This is a genomic window from Stenotrophomonas sp. MYb57, assembly GCF_002966815.1.
In the GTDB taxonomy this organism is placed as follows: Bacteria; Pseudomonadota; Gammaproteobacteria; order Xanthomonadales; family Xanthomonadaceae; genus Stenotrophomonas; species Stenotrophomonas indicatrix.
This window is the reverse complement of record NZ_CP023271.1, coordinates 20,757-39,242: the sequence shown is the minus strand read 5'-3', so window position 1 is coordinate 39,242 and position 18,486 is coordinate 20,757. Positions and strand designations below refer to the sequence as shown.

The following is an 18,486-nucleotide window of genomic DNA, read 5'->3' as shown; positions in this document are numbered from 1 at the left end:
GCGTTGCTCAGAACTTGTAGCGCAGCCCCAGCAGGTACTGGCGGCCGGTCTCGGTGTACTGCAGCGGCAGGCGCCCGGTCAGCGGCGAGTACACCCACTCGTCGGACGCTTCGTTGGTCAGGTTGATGCCTTCCAGGCTCAGTTCCAGCTGGTCGCTGATCTTGTAGCGGATGGATGCATCGAACACCGTGGTACCGGTCATTCCGTGGTAGCCATCGAGGTTGAAGCCGGTTTCCTGGCCCGGTGCCTGGGTCAGGTAGTCATCGCGGTTGGTGGCCGAGATGCGCCCGGCGAACTTCTCGCCTTCATAGAACAGCGTAGCGTTCCACGACGACTTCGACAGGCCGGTCAGGTCGGTCTTCATCACCGGCTGCCCGGCCGCGTTGATGTACTGGATCTTCGATTCCACCCAGGTGTAGTTCAACTGCATGCCCAGGTTGGCCCACTTGCCCGGCAGGAAGGTGAAGGGCTGGGTGTAGTTGGCCTCCACGCCGTGCAGTTCGCCGCCCGGGGTGTTGACCGGCTTGCTGTAGGTGAAGTCATCGGTGGCCGAGGCGCCGGTGCCGACCAGCAGCGAAGCCGGCAGGCCGCTGTCACTGTACGGACGCACTTCGCGGGTGGTCTGTACGAAGCTCTCGATGTCCTTGTAGAACAGGCCGATGCCGGCCATTGCGCCCTCGGCGAAGTACCACTCGAAACCAAGGTCGACATTGGTTGCGCGGATCGGATCCAGCACCGGGTTGCCGCTGGAGATGGTGCGTGCACCACCGGCCACGGCCACCGTCGCGCCCGGGGTCAGGCTGCCCAGCCCCGGACGGCTCATCACCTTGGCCGCACCCAGCCGGATCAGGAAGTCCGGGGTGACTTCGGCCACCAGGTTGAACGAGGGCAGGGTGTCATCGTAGGTACGGCTGACCGTGGTTTCGACGGTGCCGTTGGCCAGCGTCGACTGCCCGGTGGCCGACTGCTTGGTGCGCACGTAGCGCACACCGAAATTGCCCGACAACGGCAGCGAGCCCAGTTCGGTGGAGAACTCGCCCATCAGGTAGGCGCCACGGTCCTTCTCTTCGACGCTGCGCACGTTGTTGGCGCGCGGGGCGACGGCGAAGGTGCCGCTGTTGCTGTAGATGTCGAGCTGTTCGGCGATCGCATCCAGGTCGGGCACGACCCAGTTCGACGGACTGCCGTTGATGCCCTTCAGTCCGGCCTGCTCGGTCAGGTTCACCGGCACGATCTTGTTGCCGCCGGCGAAGTTGGGCACGGCCAGTTCGCTGGCGCGGCGCAGTTCGACGGTCTTGAACGTGTAGTCCTTGGCCAGCACGCCGCCCTTCAGGCGGAAGCCCGGGCTGATGTTCCAGTTGAAGTCGATCTGGCCGGTGTCGAAGTCGTTGTCCACGTACTGCGGACGCAGGCGGATCTCGGCCAGTTCCCAGCCGTTGGGATTGGTCGGGTCGATGCCGTAGTTGAGGATCGGCGCACGGCTGTTGCCACGGTAGTCGTAGCTGTAACCGTCGACGTCGTACTTGTCCATGATGACGGTGGTCTGCACCGGGTTCTCGTGCTTGGAGCGCGAGATGCCGATCTTGCCGGACAGGGTGAAGTCATCACCGAAGCGGTGCTGGCCGTTCAGCGCGATCTGCTTGAACTCGGTGCTCCACTCGTCGTGGCGGTTCTCGGTGCGGATGTCGACGTTGTCGAATTCGCCGTAGAGCAGTGCGTTGTCGCGGATCTCGCCGTTCTTGACGATGGTGGTCGGCTTGCCCGACAGGCGTGCGCTCGCATTGGCGCCGCGGCTGAAGGAAATCGCCTCGATGTAGTGCTCGTCACGCGTTGCGTCGATCTTCGAGTACAGCGCATCCAGCGAGATCTCGGTGGCGTCGTTCGGCTTCCACTGCAACGAACCGGTCACGCCCAGACGCTTCTGCTCATGCTCCATCTGCACGTAGCGCGGGAAGCGCGGATGGAACACATCGGCGCCACGCGCGGCGGCGAACGGCGAGGACGCGGCGAAGTTGCCGTTGCTCGGGCCGTTGGCCCAGCGACCGGTGTTGGAGCCTTCCTCCAGCGCCTGGCGCTCGGAATAGGCCACCGACAGCAGCGCGCCGAAGGTGCCATCGGCGAAGGTGTTGGAGACCAGCGCGGCAATGCGCGGATCGGCCTTCTCGGCCATCGCGTTGTAGCTGGCCTGGCCACTGGCGGCGAAGGTGAACCCGTCGTAGTCGAACGGACGCGCGGTGCGCAGATCGACGGTGGCGCCCAGCGAGCCTTCCTCGACGTCGGCCGAGGCGGTCTTGCGCACCAGCAGCTGCGAGAACAGGTCCGAGGCGAACACGTTGAAGTCGAAGCCACGGCCGCGGTTGGTGCCGCCGCTCTGGTCACCGGCGCCGACCGTGGTCAGCGCTTCCATGCCATTGATGCGCACGCGGGTGAATTCCGGGCCGAGGCCACGCACCGAGATGTTGCGGCCTTCGCCGGCCTCGCGGGTGATGACCACGCCCGGGATGCGCTGCAGCGACTCGGCCAGGTTCAGGTCCGGGAACTTGCCGATGTCCTCGGCAACGATGGCATCGACCACGCCGGCTTCGCCGCGCTTGATGTCCAGCGCCTTCTCCACGCTGGCGCGGTAGCCGGTGACGGTGACCGTATCCAGGTCGGTGGCGTTCGGGTTGGCGCTCTGCTGCTGCGCGCCGGCGTTGCCTGCCAGGGCCAGTGCGACGGCCAACGCGAGCAAGGTAACCGGTGTCTTTTTTTCATGGTTCCGAGAATGCATGCCTTTCCCCTCTCCCAAAGGTCTGGTATCGCGGCTGTTTCAGCGGGATGACACCGCTGGTCAGGCCGGACGTTAACAGCACGTTCCCGATCCGGCATCTTGCACCGCAACAGATCTGAAATGTCTCCAAGACGCTTGCAGGACAATGCTTCCAACAGTTTGGTAGGCTAAGGGCAAGGATGGGCGGGATTGAAATGACACCGCTAGCCAATTCCACGCCCCACGCGTGGTCCACTACCACGCCGCCCAGTGTCACATGCGGGCGGCACGCGTGAAGGAGCAGAAATGGGTCGTATCGTGTGTTTCGGGGAACTGCTGCTGCGCCTGGGTGCGCCCGGTCGCGAACTGCTGCTGCAGTCGCCGCAGCTGCAGGTGCATGTCGGCGGCGCCGAGGCGAACGTGGCTGTCTCGCTGTCCCGCTTTGGACATGACGTGGCCATGGTCAGCACCGTCGCCGGCAACGCGCTCGGCGCGCATGCGCTGGCCGAACTGCGCCGGCATGGGGTGGATACGCGCGGCGTGCGCGAAGATGCCGAAGGCCGCATGGGTCTGTATTTCCTGACCACCGGCGCGGTGCAACGGGCCAGCGAAGTGGTCTACGACCGTGCCGATTCGGCATTCGCCAACAGCACCGCCGCCGACTACGACTGGCCCGCACTGCTGCAGGGCGCGCAGTGGCTGCACCTGTCCGGGGTCAGCCCGGCGCTGGGCGCGGACGTGGCGCAGGCCACCCTGGCCGCAGCGCGCGCTGCGCGTGCACTGGGCGTGCGCGTGTCCTTCGATGGCAACTTCCGGCCGAAGCTGTGGCAACGCTGGGGTGGCGATGCGCGGGCGATCCTGCACGAACTGTTCGCGCAGGCCGACATCGTCTTCGCCGACTACCGCGATATCGAAGTCATCCTCGGCCAGCGTTTCGAACAGGCCGACGTGGTCGCGCGTGTGGAAGCGGCGGCAGCGGCCGCGTTCGAAGCGTTCCCGCAGCTGCAGTGGATGGCCTGCACCCAGCGGCAGACGCTGAGCGTGGACCACCATGCGCTGGGCGCGCTGCTGCTGGGCCGCGATGGCACCCGCGCACAGGCCCCGGTACGCCAGCTGCAGGGCATCGTCGACCGCATCGGCGGCGGTGATGCCTTCGCGGCAGGCATCCTGCATGGCATCCTGTCGGCCTTCGATGCCGACGCCACCGTGCGCTTCGGCCTGGCCGCCGGGGGCCTGAAGCATTCCATTCCCGGCGATTTCAATCCCGTCAGCGAAGCTGATGTGTTGGCCCTGGTGGGCGAGGAGCGATTCGATGTCCGGCGCTGATCCACGCGTTCGTGCGGTACTGAAACTGGCACCGGTGATTCCGGTGTTCACCCCCGATGACATCGACGATGCGGTACAGGTCGCGCAGGCGCTGTTCCGTGGCGGCCTGCCGGTGATCGAGGTGACCCTGCGCACGCCGCGCGCGCTGGAAGCCATCAAGGCGATGGTCGAGGCCGTGCCGGATGCGGTGATTGGTGCCGGCACCGTGCTCGATGCCGCGCAGATGCAGGCGGTGAAACAGGCCGGCGGCCGCTTTGCGGTGTCGCCCGGGGCGACCCCACGGCTGTATGCCGCCGCGCGCGATGCCGATCTGCCCTACCTGCCTGGCGTGGCCACCGGTTCGGAGCTGATCGTCGGCCTGGAACACGGCCTGGACACCTTCAAGTTCTTCCCGGCGGTGCAGGCCGGTGGTGCGGCGATGCTGTCGGCGTGGCACGGCCCGTTCGGCGATGTGCGCTTCTGCCCGACCGGCGGCATCAGTGCGCAGACCGCCAGCCAGTTCCTGCATCTGCCCAACGTGCTGTGCGTGGGCGGTTCGTGGCTGACCACCGCCGCGCTGATGCAGACCCGCGACTGGGACAGCGTCGAGCGCCTGGCACGCGAGGCCGCGGTGTTGGCGGGCTGATCCCTCGGCCCCTGCTGGAGCCGGGCACAGACCCGGCGCCAGCGCATCCGCTCAGCCGCGTGGCGTACCCAGCCGGCGGTACAGGGTGCTGCGGTTGATCCCCAGCCGCTTGGCGGCCGCGCTGACGTTGCCCTGGCACTCGGCCAGCGCCTGGCGCATGGCCGCCTCGGCGATTTCCTCCAATGCCCCGCTGGCAGGCACTGCTGGCGCGGTGGGCGTGCCAGCACGTACGTCCGCGGGCAGCAGCTGCGGGCCCACCGGTTGCCCCGGCTCAGCCAGTGCGGCCAGCGTGCGCAGGCAGGCACTCAGCTGGCGCAGGTTGCCGGGCCAGGCATGGGCGGCCAGCGCCGCGCGGGCCTGCGACGACAACGCATGGCCCTGTCCCAGCTGCTGCCACAGGGCATCCACCACGGCAGCGCGATCGGGGTTCTGCCGCAACGGCGCCAGGGTCACCACGTGGTCGGCGATGCGGTAATACAGATCCGCACGGAAGCGATCGGCATCCACCGCCTGCGGCAGTTCGCAGTGGCTGGCGCAGACCAGTGCGAAATCCAGTTTCACCGGCTTGCCGCCGCCCAGCGGTGACAGCTCGCGTTCCTGCAGCACGCGCAGCAGGCGCGGTTGCAGCGCCAGCGGCATGTCGCCGATCTCATCGAGGAACAACGTACCGCCCTCGGCCTGCCGCAGCAGGCCCGGGCTGCCCTGCCGGCGCGCACCGGTAAAGGCACCCTCCTCGTAGCCGAACAGCTCTGCTTCGATCAGGCCTTCCGGCAGCGCCGCGCAGTTCACCGCGACGAAGGGCTTTCCCGCACGCGTGCTGCGTGCGTGCAGTTCCCGCGCGAAGACTTCCTTGCCGGTGCCGGTCTCGCCCTGCAGCAGCACCGGCAACCCGGCCTGCAGCACGCGTCCTGCGGTGGCCAGTTGTTGTTGCTGCCCGGTATCGAACAGTGGGCCCTGCGCACTCGCCGGCAACGGCGCGGTCGGCTCTGGCGTAGCCACACTGCGTCGCGACGCACGGGCCTCGCGCACGCCGTACAGACGACGGCCCTGGCGATCAAGCAGCACGCCGTCATCTGCCAGCCGCGACAGCGGTTGTTCGAACAGCGCTTCGTACGGCGTGCGGCCGATGTCCTGGCGATCCAGCCCGAACAAGATTGGCCGCGACCAGGCGACCGCCGCGGAAGCCGAGCACGCCTTCGCGCGCACTGCCCAGCAGCGCGGGTTGATGATGCAGGCGCAGCAGCTCGCAGTCGGCCAGGCCGTCGGCGAAACCGCGGTGCTCGATCTGCGCTACCGCCTGCCGCACCAGCGCCAGCGCGTGCACGTGTGGCAGCCGCGCGTCGCCGGACACATCGAGCACACCCAGGCATTGCCCGTAGGGATCCAGGATCGGCACGGCCGAACAGGTGAGGATGCCGTGCGGGGCGAAGTAGTGCTCGCCGCCACGCACCTGCAGCGCGCGCCCGTCCACCAGCGCGGTGCCGATCGCGTTGGTGCCGACCGTGCCCTCGTCCCAGCGCATGCCCGGCATCAGCGCGACACGACCCGCCTTGTCGAGGAAACCGGCACTGCCTTCGGCGTCGAGGATCCAGCCGTCTTCATCGGTCAGCAGCACGATGCTGCCGCTGTGGGTCATTTCCGCAGCCAGTCCATCCAGCTCCGGGCGCGCTTGTCGCCACAGGCGCTCGCGGCGCTGGCGCAGTTCGCGCAGGCGGTTGTCGGTCAATGGTTCGGCGGCCGGCTGCGCATCCACCAGCAGGCCGTGCCGTTGGCAGCGTTGCCAGGAATGCAGGATCGCCTCGGGCACCGCGCCGACGGGCGCAGCGCCGCGCTCGAAGAAACTGCGCCGGGCACTTCCCAGGCGGGGATCGGGAGCAAGCGGGGACACCGACAGCCTCCTGTGTCGCACATTGCGACAGTTGTTGCGGGACCTGTCCCGATTAACAGCACACCCCGCGTCGGCCTGCAACGACCGCGCCTGCTGCGCTGCCGCAGGGCGCGCGACAGGATGACCGACAGCCGGGCGATGAAGGCGTGATGCAGCGCAGCAGGCCACAGTTGGCATCGTCTTTGCGCCGGTGGATGCACCATGCCCACCATAGGAGCCGCCATGAACGCCGTACCGTCCACCCGCCCGCATGCCACAGATCCGCGCTCCCTGTTCAAGCCGCGCTATGGCAATTACATCGGTGGCGAATGGATCGCCCCGCGCAGCGGCCAGTACTTCGACAACATCTCGCCGGTGAACGGCCAGGTGTTCACTGAAGTTGCCCGCTCCAACGCCGAGGACATCGACGCCGCACTCGATGCCGCGCACGCCGCAAAGGACGCCTGGGGCCGCACATCGGCCGCCCACCGTGCGCTGCTGCTCAACCGCATCGCCGATCGCATCGAACAGAACCTGGAACTGCTGGCCCACGCCGAGACCTGGGACAACGGCAAGCCGATCCGCGAGACACTCAACGCCGACGTGCCGTTGATGGCCGACCACTTCCGCTACTTCGCCGGTTGCCTGCGTGCGCAGGAGGGCAGCCTGTCGCAGATCGACGACGACACCGTGGCTTACCATTTCCACGAACCGCTGGGCGTGGTCGGGCAGATCATCCCGTGGAACTTCCCGCTGCTGATGGCGGCCTGGAAGCTGGCGCCGGCGCTGGCCGCCGGCAACTGCGTGGTGCTCAAGCCTGCCGAGCAGACCCCGGCGTCGATCCTGGTGCTGATGGAGGTGATCGGCGACCTGCTGCCGCCGGGCGTGCTCAACGTGGTCAACGGCTTCGGCCTGGAGGCGGGCAAGCCGCTGGCCAGCAGCCCGCGCATCGCCAAGATCGCCTTCACCGGCGAGACCTCCACCGGCCGCCTGATCATGCAGTACGCCAGCCAGAACCTGATTCCGGTGACGCTTGAGCTGGGCGGCAAATCGCCGAACCTGTTCTTCGCCGACGTGATGGCCGAGGACGATGATTTCCTCGACAAGGCGGTGGAAGGTTTCGTCATGTTCGCCTTCAACCAGGGCGAGGTCTGCACCTGCCCGTCGCGCGCACTGGTGCAGGAATCGATCTACGAACGCTTCATGGAGCGTGCGCTCGAACGCGTGGCGGCGATCCGCCAGGGCAATCCGCTGGACCCGAACACCATGGTGGGTGCGCAGGCATCGGGCGAACAGCTGGAGAAGATCCTGTCCTACATCGCCATCGGCCGCGAGGAAGGCGCCGAGGTGCTGATTGGTGGCGACAAGGCCGCGCTCGGTGGCGACCTGGCCGGCGGCTTCTATGTGCAGCCCACCGTGTTCAAGGGCCACAACGGCATGCGCGTGTTCCAGGAGGAGATCTTCGGGCCGGTGGTGTCGGTGACCACGTTCAGGACCGAAGAAGAAGCGCTGCAGATCGCCAACGACACGCTGTACGGGCTGGGTGCCGGCGTCTGGAGCCGCGATGCCGCGCGACTGTACCGGGTGGGCCGCGCAATCCAGGCCGGGCGGGTATGGACCAACTGCTATCACGCCTACCCGGCGCACGCCGCGTTCGGCGGCTACAAGCAGTCGGGCATCGGCCGCGAGAACCACCGGATGATGCTCGACCACTACCAGCAGACCAAGAACCTGCTGGTCAGCTACGCACCGAAGAAGCTCGGCTTCTTCTGAGGATTGATCGGGATCAAGGCGCGGGCATGGGGCCGGCGCCATCCTGTCTGCAAGCGCACTACGGAGAAGCACGCATGAACAGAACCATGAAGGCCGCCGTCGTCCGTGAGTTCGGCAAGCCGCTGGTCATCGAGGAAGTCGTGGTACCGCGCCCGGGGGCGGGCGAGGTGCTGGTCAAGATCGAGGCCTGCGGCGTCTGCCACACCGACCTGCACGCCGCCGAGGGCGACTGGCCGGTGAAACCGAACCCGCCGTTCATCCCCGGCCACGAGGGCGTGGGGCACGTCGTGGCCGTGGGAGGCGGGGTAGGGCACATCAAGGAAGGTGACAGGGTCGGCATCCCCTGGTTGTACTCGGCGTGTGGCCATTGCGAACACTGCCTGGGTGGCTGGGAAACGCTGTGCGAAACGCAGCGCAATACCGGCTACTCGGTCAACGGCGGCTTCGCCGAGTACGCATTGGCCGATGCCAACTATGTCGGCCTGCTTCCGAAGGAAGTGGGCTTTGTGGAGATCGCACCGGTGCTGTGCGCCGGCGTCACCGTGTACAAGGGCCTGAAGGTCACCGACACCAAGCCCGGTGATTGGGTGGCCATTTCCGGTATCGGCGGCCTCGGCCACATGGCCGTGCAGTATGCCCGCGCGATGGGCCTGAACGTGGCAGCGGTGGATGTGGACGACGCCAAGCTGGCCCTGGCCAGGCGCCTGGGCGCACAGGTCACCGTCAACGCGCGCACCACCGATCCGGCCGCGTTCCTGAAGAAGGAGATCGGTGGCGCGCATGGTGCGCTGGTCACCGCGGTTTCGCCCAAGGCCTTCGAACAGGCGCTGGGCATGGTGCGTCGCGGCGGCACGGTCTCGCTCAACGGCCTGCCACCGGGCAACTTCCCACTGGACATCTTCGGCATGGTGCTCAACGGCGTCACCGTACGCGGTTCGATCGTCGGCACCCGCCTGGACCTGCAGGAATCGCTGCAGTTCGCCGCCGAAGGCAAGGTTGCCGCCACGGTCAGCACCGACCGCCTGGAGAACGTCAACGAGGTGTTCGCGCGCATGCACGCCGGCACCATCGAAGGCCGCGTGGTGATCGACTTCGCTGCCTGACCCGCCTGTGCATGGCCGCCGTGTCCGTTTCCCTCTCCCACGGGCACGGCGGCCATGCCGATCTGCCGGCAGCGCCGCGCACCCCGGCGGCCGTACAATGCACGCATGCCCGGCACGCTCAAGACCGTCTTTCTCTCCCTGCTCGCGCTGATCGGCGCGCTGCTCGCGCTGGCCCTGGTCAGCAGTGCCGCGGGCTGGCTGCCATCGCTGCTGCGCATGACGCCGGGAAGCGAGGCCCAGCTCGGCTGGGACCTGGCATTCACCGTGCTGGGTGGCATCGCCGCCATTGCCTTCGCCACGTATTACGCGCCGTGCTGGCCACGCGCGCATGGCACCTCGATCTGGTCACTGCTGGTGCTCGGCGCGGGCTATGGGCTGTGGGTGATGGGCGGCGACTTCCCGCACTGGTTCGTCATCGGCCTGCTGGTCTCGCTGCCGGTGCAGTTGCTGCTGGGCTGGTGGTTCGGCCGTCGCGCATCGCGCGATCGGCGCTGAGCGGATACCGGTAGTGCCGGCCGCTGGCCGGCAACCTCGATGATCCTGCAGTTGCCGGCCAGCGGCCGGCACTACCACTGCAACGTCGCTGTTTCAGCCCGTGAATGTCCAGACATAGGCAACATCGGCAACCGCTGCTTCAACGCGTCGATTTCCGGATACGGGTAGTGCCGGCCGCTGGCCGGCAAGCCCAGCAAACCTGCAGTTGCCGGCCAGCGGCCGGCACTACCGCTGCAGCGTCGGCAGCGTCTGCTTCAGCGCGTCGATGCCCTGCCACGGATCCGCCTTCAAACGCTTCGCCCGTGCCAACGCCTTGTCCATCGGAAACGCATCGGCCGCGCTCACGCGCGCCAGCTCTTCCCAGCGCAGCGGCACCGCGACTCCCGCGCTCTCCCGCGCGCGCAGCGACCACGAGCACACGCTGGTCGCTCCCCGTGTATTGCGCAGCCAGTCGATGAAGATCACCCCGCTGCGCTTGGCCTTGCTCATCGTCGCCACGTAGCGGTCCGGCGCCTGTTCGGCCATCGCCTGCGCGAACGCTTCGCAGAACGCTTTCGCGTCGTCCCAGTCGGCTGCGGGTTGCAGGGGTACCACCACATGCACGCCCTTGCCGCCCGACAGCCGCACGAAGCTCTGCAGCCCGGTTTGCTGCAGTCGATCGCGCACATCGCGCGCGCCGCGCTTCACGTCGGCCCAGCTCACGCCCTCACCCGGATCAAGATCGAACACCAGCCGGTCGGGATGTTCGGGATCGGCCACCGTCGCGCCCCATGGATGCAGTTCCAGGGTGTTCATCTGCACCAGCTGCAGCAGGCCGCGCTCGTCATCGATATAGACGTAGTCCTCGCGCCCGCTCTTCTGCTGCAGCGGCACCGCATGCACCGCATCACCCAGGCCCTGGCCATGGTGCTTCTGGAAGAAACACGCCTTGCCTACGCCGTCGGGACAGCGCAGCAGCGACAGCGGTCGCCCACTGATTTCCGGCAGGATCCAGCGCGCCATCTGCCGGTAGTAGTCGGCGACATCACCCTTGCTGAGTTTCTTCTTCGCAAACACCACGCGCTCGGGATGGGTGATGGCAACGTCGTCGCCGTCATCGGCCGGTGTTGCACTCATCGCCAGGTCCTCCTTCTTCTTGTCACTGCGCAGTCGCTTGAAGCTGGCCTGGCGCAGCAACCCTTCCTTGCCCCAGCCGCGGAACGCGACCTCGGCCACTGTCACCGGCTTGACCCAGCGCACGCTCGCCGCACGCAACGGCACGTGCGCCGGCAGCGGCAGCACCGCCTCCTTCACCGCCAGCGGCGCGAGCGTGGCCGCCAGCGCGCGCAGCCCCTCATCGTCGAAGCCGGTACCGACGCGGCCGACATAGCGCAGGCCGCCCTTGTCCGGCGTGGCCAGCAGCAGCGAACCGAATCCCACCCGCGAGCCTTTGGGTGCGGTGTGGCCGATGATCAGGAATTCATCGGTGTCCTCATGCTTCACTTTCACCCAGCTGCGTGCGCGGGTGTTCACGTAAGGCGCATCGACCTGCTTGCTGACGATGCCTTCGAAGCCCGCCTTGCCGCTGGCTTCGAACACGGCAGGGCCGTGGTCGATGACGTGCTCGCTGAAGGCCAGCGTGCCAACTGTATCGCCGATCAGTTCCTTCAGCAGTGCCTTGCGTTGCAGCAGCGGCGCACGGCTGATGTCGACCCCGGCCACGCCCGGCAGGTCGAACACGATGTAGCGCAGCGGTTGCTTCGAGCTGCCGTCGATCACCCGCTGCAGCGCGGCGAAGTCGCTGCGGCCGTTGTCGTCCAGCACCACCAGTTCCCCGTCCAGACGCGCATCGCGCACCGGCAGCGCCTGCAGCGCCTGCACCACTTCGGGAAAATCGGCAGTCCAGTCCAGGCCATTGCGCGAGCGCAGCGTCACCTCACCTTCGTGCAGATCGGCCAGCAACCGGTAACCATCCCACTTGATCTCATGCAGCCAACGCTCGCCATCGGGCGCGGTGTCGCGGTGATCGGTGAGCTGTGGCTTGAACTGGTGCGGGTAGCTTCTGTCGCGCGCTCCGTCCAGCTGCAGCGCGCGCGCATGCCAGCGTGCATCGGCCTTGCGTGGGTGTGCGGCACGTGGCGCTGGAGCCGTCTCCTTCGCTGAAACCCGGGACCTCTTCGCGGATTTCAGCGCTGGCGTGTGCAGCAGATCGTCCGCCTCCGCATCCCGTGCCTGCGCGTCATCGCGCTTGATCAGCAGCCACTGCACCTGGCGGCCCTTCATCGCCGTGCGTACCAGCTTCCAGCCACCGGCCAGGCGCTGCCCGTGCAGCACGAAGTCGATCTTGCCCGCCGCCAGTGCTTGCAACGGATCACCTTCGCAGGCCCAGCTGCCGTGGTCGAACACATCGACGTGGCCGGCGCCGTAATGGCCTTGCGGAATATCACCTTCGAAGCCGGCATAGGACAGGGGATGGTCTTCCACCTCCACCGCCAGGCGCTTCTCACCCACTCGCAGCGACGGCCCCTTCGGCACCGCCCAGCTTTTCAGCACGCCATCCATTTCCAGGCGGAAATCGTAGTGGCGGCTGCTGGCGTGGTGCAGTTGGACCACGAAGACCGGCCGCCGCTTCGGATTGCCTCGTGCCGGTGCATCGTCCGGCTCCGGGGTCTGTCCACTCCCCCCGCCCAGCCGACGCTTGCGGCGGTACTGATGCAACGACATGGCTCAACCTGCCTTGCGTCGCGCAGGGGTCTTCCTGGCGGCCTTCTTTGCGGCCTTTTTTGCCGGTGCCTTCTTCGCCGCTGCCTTCTTGGCTGGAGCCTTGCGCGCGGCCGCCTTCTTCGCCGGCGTGCGCTTGTTGGCATCCAGGCTCTTCTGCAGCAGCGCCATGAAGTCCACCACGTTGGTGGTTGCGTCCTCGCGCGGTGCCGGCTCGTCCTCCACCTGGGTGGTGCCGCCCTTGGACTTGATGCGCTTGTTCAGCACCTGCTGCAGGCGTTCGCGGAATTCATCGTGGTACTGCGAAGGATCCCAGTCACCGGCCATCGACTCGATCAACTGCTCGGCCATCGCCGTTTCCTTGCTGGTGATGCGGTAATCGGCAAGCTTTCCACTGGGCAGCTTGTAGTCGTCAGGCTCGACCAGTTCCTGCGGATAGCGCAGGATCATCAGCACCAGCGCGTCATCGTTGGGCATCACCGCGCACAGGTACTCGCGCGTGCGCACCACCACCCGGGCGATACCGACCTTGCCAGTGCTGCGCAGCGTTTCCCGCAGCAGCACGTAGCCCTTCTCGGCCTTTTTACCCGGCACCAGCAGATAGGGCTTCTCGTAGTATCGCGGGTCGATCTGGCTGGCGTCGACAAAGGTTTCCACCTCCACCGTTTCATGGCTTTCCGGCGCCGCCGAACGGATATCGTCTTCCTCCAGCACGACGTAGCTGCCCTTGTCGTACTCGTAGGCTTTGACGATGTCCTTCCACGGCACTTCCTCGCCGGTGTCGGCGTTGACCCGTTCGAAGCGGATCGGTTTGCGATCGCGCGAATCCAGCATGCGGAAGTGCAGGTCGACCTTGCGCTCGCCGGACATCAGCGAGACCGGTACGTTGAGCAGGCCGAAGGAAAGCGTACCAGTCCAGATCGGGCGGGCCATGATGCGCACCTGTGTTTCAGCAGGGGTAGCCAGCTTCAGCCGGCTACCGTGAAACAACTGTGTCGGCCACGTGCAGACCATGCGGTAGTGCCGGCCGCTGGCCGGCAGCTCCTTGAATCCTGGCGATGCCTGCCAGCGACCGGCACTATTGCAGCAGCGGCCTCACCGCAGCGGCGGGGATATGGTCCAGCGCGCGCCAGGCATCTTCCACCACCGGCTGCGCCTGCGCCCAGTTCAGGCGCGACTGTCCGCGCATCTGGTCCCAGTGCTCGGCCAGTTCGCCACTGGTATCGGCCTCACCGCCACGCGGCCAGTCAGCGGCATGGGTGGTCAGCGCGAAGGCGTACACCGGGCACAGATCGCGCCAGTTGCGATGCCCCTGCCCGCGGCGTTCCTCGTAGTCGCTCAGCATGTACTGCAGGTAATCCTGCGCCACCGCCTGCGGATCCTCCAGGCGGCGCGTCCGGCGCTGCGTGCTGCGCTGGCCAAGCGGATCCAGCAGGGCGTTGAACACGGACGGGGCGGGGCGTTCAAGACGGGGCATGGCCGGCTCCTGCAGCAGGGCGGGTGGGCAGGAATACGCGCGCCGCCGTTATCCAGTCGTGACAAAGATGTTCATGACGCCAGGTTCGCAGTGGCTTTACTTCGTCCGCGCTCTAGTGGAGGCCTACCGGAGGAACGCCCCATGACCACCACCCGTGACCCCCTGCGTGAGAACCACACCCCCGAGCCGGGCGAGCAGCGCGGCAAACACGATCTGGCCGACGCCGAGGACCGTGGCGCCGGCATGTCGACACCGGACGAGGGCGTACTGCCCGTCGTGCGCCGGCCTGAACAGGCCGCACAGGACCGCAAGGACTGCGGTGACCGCAATCGCGGTGGCCAGGAAAGTCCGCTGAAGCGGCGCGAGCGCAAGCAGCACGCCAGCGACAACCAGGACGAGGCGCTGGAAGAGACCTTCCCGGCCAGCGATCCCACCTCGCCGTTCGTGCCCGCCAAGGCCCCGGATTGAGCGGTAGCGCCGGGCCATGCCCGGCGGATCCGTCACGTCCGCGCTGCGCGCTCGCCGGGCATGGGCCGGCGCTACCGGGGCCCGCCTAACGCCATGACCACTGCAGGCCAACGCTGGCGCGGCGGTCCGGCCCCGGTTCAAAGAACCGGCCGTTACCGTCATTGACGATCACCGAGCCGATGTAGCGCTGGTCCAGCACGTTGTCGATACGTGCGAATGCGCGCAGGTCACCCGACTGCAGCGTCCAGCGGCGACCGGCTTCCAGGTTCAGCAGCGCGTATCCCGGTGCGCGCTCGGTGGCGATGTCGTTCACCACCACATCGCTGCTGGCGGCAGCTTCCAACCCCCACTGCCACTGCCCCGGCGACCACTGCAGGCGGGCATACGCCTGCTGCCGGGGCACGCCGGGCAGGCGGCTGCCAGCGGCAACCACGGTGTCGGGCACTGCGCAATTGCTGGCCGCACAGGCCAGATAGGGCGAACGCACCTGCGCCTGCAGCCAGGTCCAGGCCAGCTGCAGCTCCAGCTGCTCGGCCAACGGCTGCCGGTACTGCAGCTCCACACCCTGGCGGCGGGTACGGCCGATGTTGCGGTACGTGCTGCGGCCGTTGGTGTTGCTGGCAACGGCCAGCTCATCGTCGGTATCTGCACGGAACAGGCTGATATCGAGCTGTCTTCCATCCTGCGCATGCCATTTGCTGCCCACTTCCACGCTGCGGCTGCGGGCGGCCGCCAGATCCAGCGCCAGCCCGGCCTGGCCGTCGGCGCGGTAGCCCAGCTCGTTGAACGTCGGGGTTTCAAAGCCACGCCCGATCGCCGCGTGCAGGCGCCACTGCGGGCTTGCCTCGAAGCTGACACCCGCCACTGGCGTGGTGGCCTGGTAGCGACGGCGGCCACTGTCGTCCGGGTTGCGCCCGACGATGTAGCGATCATCCGATTCGAAGCGCACCGCGCTGTGGCGCACCCCGGCCAGCAGCGACCAGCGCGGGCTCCATTGCCACCACGCCTGGGCGAACTGGTCCACGTTCTGCACGATGTCGATCTGGTCGCGACGCAGGCGGCCGCGTACCCCCACGGTGGTGCCGACGAAGTTCTCGTAGCCGGTGCGGTGCTGGCGCTGGCGATCGGCATTCACGCCCACCACCAGGTCCAGCGGGCGCCCCCACAGATCGCCGTTCCAGCCCCAGCGCGCGTCCAACCCGCCATGACCGCCGTCCAGGTCGATCACGCCACCGGCATGCAATGGGTTGGCCTGCGGTCCCGGCGGAATCGGCAGGTACTGGGTCACCGCGCGCTGCCCGGCATAGCCCATCAGCTGCCAGCGCTGCGCACCGGCTTCACGGGTCCAGCGCAGGCCTGCCTGCTGCTGGCGCACCGATTTGCGGGTGTTGTACTGCTCAGCCACCGCCGTGGCCTGGCGTGGATCGGCCGCCACCTGCGCGCGGGTCAGGCCCAGCGGGTCCTGCGCGTTGGGCGCGTGCAGCGCATTGAGCAGCAACTCCAGGCGGCCGCCAGCGAGCTCGGTGCCAAGGCGCGCGTTGAGCGATTCACGCCGCGCGCGGCTGTGGTCACGCCAGCCATCGGTGCTGAAATGGTTGGCGGCCACGTTGTAGTCGACGCCAGAGCCCGCCCCGCGCAGCTGCGCGCCGACGCTGAGCGTGTTGTCGGCACCGGCATTCACCCGCAGCCGCCACGGGTCACCGGCCTGGCCCTGCGCGCTCCACACCTGCAGCACGCCCCCGGACGAATTTCCATACAGGGCCGAGAACGGCCCGCGCAGCACCTCGATGCGCTCGGCACCGAGCAGGCTGGCGTGCGACAGCTGGCCCTGACCATCGGGCATGGTCGCCGGCACCCCATCGATCAGCACCCGCACCCCGCGCACGCCAAAGGTCGAACGAGCGCCGAAGCCACGGATCGACAGCTGGGTGTCCTGCGCGAAGTTCTGCCGGTCCCGGGCCAGCAGGCCAGGCACTCCGCCCAGCGCCTCGGACAGCTGCGTGCCCGGGCCGGTACGGTCGGCGTCGATCCACACCGTATCCAGGCTGGCGGGCAGAGCGAAGGGGTCGACGCCGGGCACCCGCGCGGCCTGCACCTGCACCGTCGGCAGGGCGGTCGGCAATGGCTCGGCCGTCACCGTCAAAGGCAGCAGCAGCAGGGTGGAAAGCGGCAGGCATTGGCGTCGTGCGCTGGGATTCATGATTCAGGTTGATGGATCGGGCGGCAACGCACGCCATGGTACGGGCAGGCGGATGACGATGGCGGCGGCCAGCCCCGGCAGGCTTTGTTACGATGGGTCGGTTTCGGCCGACAGGCCGCAAGCCGCGTGGCGCAATTCCTCCCCCTTTCCGTCTACCGAACGAGTACCGCCGTGTCCTTCTTTGCAAACGTGGAACTGGTCCCAGGCGACCCGATCCTGGGCCTGACCGAGGCGTACAACGCCGACAGCCGCCCGACCAAGGTCAACCTGGGTGTGGGCATCTACTACGACGAGAGCGGCCGCATTCCGCTGCTGCGCGCCGTCAAGCAGATCGAGCAGCAGCTCGCCAACGAAGCCAAACCGCGCGGCTACCTGCCGATCGATGGCCTGCCGGCGTACACCCAGGCCACCCGTGAGCTGGTGTTCGGCAAGGACTCGCCGCTGCTGGCCGCCGGCCGTGTCACCACCGCCCAGACCGTCGGTGGCAGCGGTGCGCTGCGCGTCGGCGCCGACGTGCTGAAGAAGCTGCTGCCGCACGCCACCGTCGCACTCAGCAACCCGAGCTGGGAAAACCACCGCGCCGTGTTCAGCGCCGCTGGTTTCGAGGTGGTCGATTACACCTACTTCGACCCGACCACCCATGGCGTCAACTTCGACGGCCTGCTGGCCGACCTGGGCAAGCTGGAAGCGGGCACTGTGGTGCTGCTGCACGCCTGCTGCCACAACCCCACCGGCGCCGACCTCACCGTCAGCCAGTGGAAGCAGGTCGCACAGCTGCTGAAGGACCGCCAGCTGTTCCCCTTCATCGACATGGCCTATCAGGGCTTCGACAAGGGCATCGAGCAGGACGGTGCCGCGGTGCGCATCATCGCCGAGGCCGGCATCGACAGCTTCATCGTCGCCAACTCGTACTCCAAGTCGTTCTCGCTGTATGGCGAGCGCGTGGGTGCGCTGTCGATGGTCGCGCCGACCGCCGCTGACGCCAAGGCCGTGCAGTCGCAGGTCAAGCGCGTGATCCGCACGATCTACTCCAGCCCGTCCACCCACGGTGCAGCACTGGTTGCCGGTGTGCTGACCAATCCGGAACTGCGCGCGATGTGGGAGCAGGAGCTGACCGAGATGCGCGAGCGCATCCACGCCCTGCGCCAGGGCCTGGTTGAGAAGCTGGCCGCCGCTGGCGCCCCGCAGTTCGGCTTCATCAACGAACAGGCGGGCATGTTCTCGTACTCCGGCCTGAGCCGCGAACAGGTCGAGCGCCTGCGCGACGAGTTCGGCATCTACGCCGTCGGCACCGGCCGCATCTGCGTGGCCGCGCTGAACCAGAACAACCTGGAATACGTCGCCAAGGCCGTGGCCACCGTCGCCAAGGGCTGATCGACCGCTCCAGCAAGCTGTGAAAACAAAGGCGCCGAAAGGCGCCTTTGTTTTTGCTCCTGCCTTGCCACACCCTTCGCGCTCGCGGCCAACCCTGAAGCGCGCGGGAGGGGGAGGCAATGCAGGACCGTTGGCGCCATGGGCGCGAGGCATGCCTCGGGCGGGTTGGGCAGGATGCCCAACCCCGGTCTTGCCGTGTGCGCAGGACAGCGCACACGAGCAAGGCGCCATCGAGCTTACATGGACGTACTTGCAGCGTGTCCTGCATTGTCTCCCCCTCCCGCGCGCCTCGACGAAGGGAAGGCGCCACGACCGCAACGCCTCTGGAA

Annotated in this window: 14 protein-coding genes; 7 read left to right on the top strand and 7 right to left on the bottom strand. The window is 67.5% G+C overall.

Annotation, left to right across the window (positions count from 1 at the left end):
- Positions 1-7: 7 nt before the first annotated feature.
- On the bottom strand, positions 8-2,770 hold the full coding sequence (locus CLM74_RS00165; protein ID WP_105163189.1) for a TonB-dependent receptor: 2,763 nt from the start codon (positions 2,768-2,770) through the stop codon (positions 8-10).
- 285 nt (positions 2,771-3,055) lie between these two features.
- Here CLM74_RS00165 and CLM74_RS00160 point away from each other — a divergent pair, with 285 nt between their 5' ends.
- Both CLM74_RS00160 and eda read left to right on the top strand, forming a co-directional pair.
- Positions 3,056-4,075, top strand: a complete 1,020-nt coding sequence (locus tag CLM74_RS00160; protein WP_080150218.1) for a sugar kinase — start codon at positions 3,056-3,058, stop codon at positions 4,073-4,075.
- Positions 4,062-4,700, top strand: coding sequence for a bifunctional 4-hydroxy-2-oxoglutarate aldolase/2-dehydro-3-deoxy-phosphogluconate aldolase (gene eda, locus CLM74_RS00155; protein WP_099844519.1), 639 nt, complete (start codon positions 4,062-4,064; stop codon positions 4,698-4,700). The genes CLM74_RS00160 and eda overlap by 14 nt, the downstream gene beginning before the upstream one ends.
- 51 nt (positions 4,701-4,751) lie before the next feature.
- Here the strand turns inward: eda and CLM74_RS21800 are convergent, their stop codons facing one another.
- Positions 4,752-5,852, bottom strand: a complete 1,101-nt coding sequence (locus CLM74_RS21800) for a sigma 54-interacting transcriptional regulator (protein ID WP_325051187.1) — start codon at positions 5,850-5,852, stop codon at positions 4,752-4,754.
- Positions 5,770-6,588: a GAF domain-containing protein gene (locus CLM74_RS21795; RefSeq protein ID WP_325051186.1), complete on the bottom strand. Its 819-nt coding sequence runs from the start codon at positions 6,586-6,588 to the stop codon at positions 5,770-5,772. Before CLM74_RS21795 ends, CLM74_RS21800 begins: the two co-directional genes overlap by 83 nt.
- A 222-nt stretch (positions 6,589-6,810) precedes the next feature.
- On the opposite strand from CLM74_RS21795, the gene adh reads away from it, so the two are divergent.
- The 3 genes from adh to CLM74_RS00135 all read left to right on the top strand — a co-directional run bounded on the left by adh (position 6,811) and on the right by CLM74_RS00135 (position 9,938).
- Complete coding sequence (gene adh / locus CLM74_RS00145) at positions 6,811-8,340, top strand: aldehyde dehydrogenase (protein WP_032978459.1); 1,530 nt, start codon at positions 6,811-6,813, stop codon at positions 8,338-8,340.
- Between the two features lie 74 nt (positions 8,341-8,414).
- Positions 8,415-9,443, top strand: coding sequence for an alcohol dehydrogenase AdhP (gene adhP, locus CLM74_RS00140; protein WP_025875513.1), 1,029 nt, complete (start codon positions 8,415-8,417; stop codon positions 9,441-9,443).
- A gap of 105 nt (positions 9,444-9,548) precedes the next feature.
- Complete coding sequence (locus tag CLM74_RS00135) at positions 9,549-9,938, top strand: hypothetical protein (RefSeq protein ID WP_025875515.1); 390 nt, start codon at positions 9,549-9,551, stop codon at positions 9,936-9,938.
- A gap of 225 nt (positions 9,939-10,163) precedes the next feature.
- Here the strand turns inward: CLM74_RS00135 and ligD are convergent, their stop codons facing one another.
- The 3 genes from ligD to CLM74_RS00120 all read right to left on the bottom strand — a co-directional run bounded on the left by ligD (position 10,164) and on the right by CLM74_RS00120 (position 14,115).
- Complete coding sequence (gene ligD, locus CLM74_RS00130; protein ID WP_105163188.1) at positions 10,164-12,641, bottom strand: DNA ligase D; 2,478 nt, start codon at positions 12,639-12,641, stop codon at positions 10,164-10,166.
- A gap of 3 nt (positions 12,642-12,644) precedes the next feature.
- Positions 12,645-13,571: a Ku protein gene (locus CLM74_RS00125; protein WP_088100886.1), complete on the bottom strand. Its 927-nt coding sequence runs from the start codon at positions 13,569-13,571 to the stop codon at positions 12,645-12,647.
- Between the two features lie 145 nt (positions 13,572-13,716).
- Positions 13,717-14,115 (bottom strand): hypothetical protein, encoded by a 399-nt coding sequence (locus CLM74_RS00120; protein WP_025875521.1) that lies wholly within the window; start codon positions 14,113-14,115, stop codon positions 13,717-13,719.
- Between the two features lie 141 nt (positions 14,116-14,256).
- Between CLM74_RS00120 and CLM74_RS00115 the strand changes: the two genes are divergently transcribed.
- Positions 14,257-14,583 carry a hypothetical protein gene (locus tag CLM74_RS00115; RefSeq protein ID WP_025875523.1) on the top strand — a complete coding sequence of 109 codons (327 nt, stop codon included), beginning with the start codon at positions 14,257-14,259 and terminating at the stop codon, positions 14,581-14,583.
- Between the two features lie 85 nt (positions 14,584-14,668).
- Here the strand turns inward: CLM74_RS00115 and CLM74_RS00110 are convergent, their stop codons facing one another.
- A complete protein-coding gene (locus CLM74_RS00110; protein ID WP_105163187.1) occupies positions 14,669-16,783 on the bottom strand; it encodes a TonB-dependent receptor in 2,115 nt (704 codons plus the stop codon).
- A 171-nt stretch (positions 16,784-16,954) separates the two neighbouring features.
- On the opposite strand from CLM74_RS00110, the gene CLM74_RS00105 reads away from it, so the two are divergent.
- Positions 16,955-18,157, top strand: a complete 1,203-nt coding sequence (locus CLM74_RS00105) for an amino acid aminotransferase (protein ID WP_025875527.1) — start codon at positions 16,955-16,957, stop codon at positions 18,155-18,157.
- Positions 18,158-18,486: the final 329 nt, after the last annotated feature.

Excerpts from the sequence above, each read along its gene's own strand:
- CLM74_RS00115 (WP_025875523.1), top strand. The coding sequence starts at position 14,257 with ATGACCACCACCCGTGACCCCCTGCGTGAGAACCACACCCCCGAGCCG.
- CLM74_RS00165 (WP_105163189.1), bottom strand. The coding sequence starts at position 2,770 with ATGCATTCTCGGAACCATGAAAAAAAGACACCGGTTACCTTGCTCGCG.
- adh (WP_032978459.1), top strand. The coding sequence starts at position 6,811 with ATGAACGCCGTACCGTCCACCCGCCCGCATGCCACAGATCCGCGCTCC.
- CLM74_RS00125 (WP_088100886.1), bottom strand. The coding sequence starts at position 13,571 with ATGGCCCGCCCGATCTGGACTGGTACGCTTTCCTTCGGCCTGCTCAAC.
- CLM74_RS00120 (WP_025875521.1), bottom strand. The coding sequence starts at position 14,115 with ATGCCCCGTCTTGAACGCCCCGCCCCGTCCGTGTTCAACGCCCTGCTG.
- eda (WP_099844519.1), top strand. The coding sequence starts at position 4,062 with ATGTCCGGCGCTGATCCACGCGTTCGTGCGGTACTGAAACTGGCACCG.
- ligD (WP_105163188.1), bottom strand. The coding sequence starts at position 12,641 with ATGTCGTTGCATCAGTACCGCCGCAAGCGTCGGCTGGGCGGGGGGAGT.
- CLM74_RS00135 (WP_025875515.1), top strand. The coding sequence starts at position 9,549 with ATGCCCGGCACGCTCAAGACCGTCTTTCTCTCCCTGCTCGCGCTGATC.
- CLM74_RS00160 (WP_080150218.1), top strand. The coding sequence starts at position 3,056 with ATGGGTCGTATCGTGTGTTTCGGGGAACTGCTGCTGCGCCTGGGTGCG.
- CLM74_RS00110 (WP_105163187.1), bottom strand. The coding sequence starts at position 16,783 with ATGAATCCCAGCGCACGACGCCAATGCCTGCCGCTTTCCACCCTGCTG.
- adhP (WP_025875513.1), top strand. The coding sequence starts at position 8,415 with ATGAACAGAACCATGAAGGCCGCCGTCGTCCGTGAGTTCGGCAAGCCG.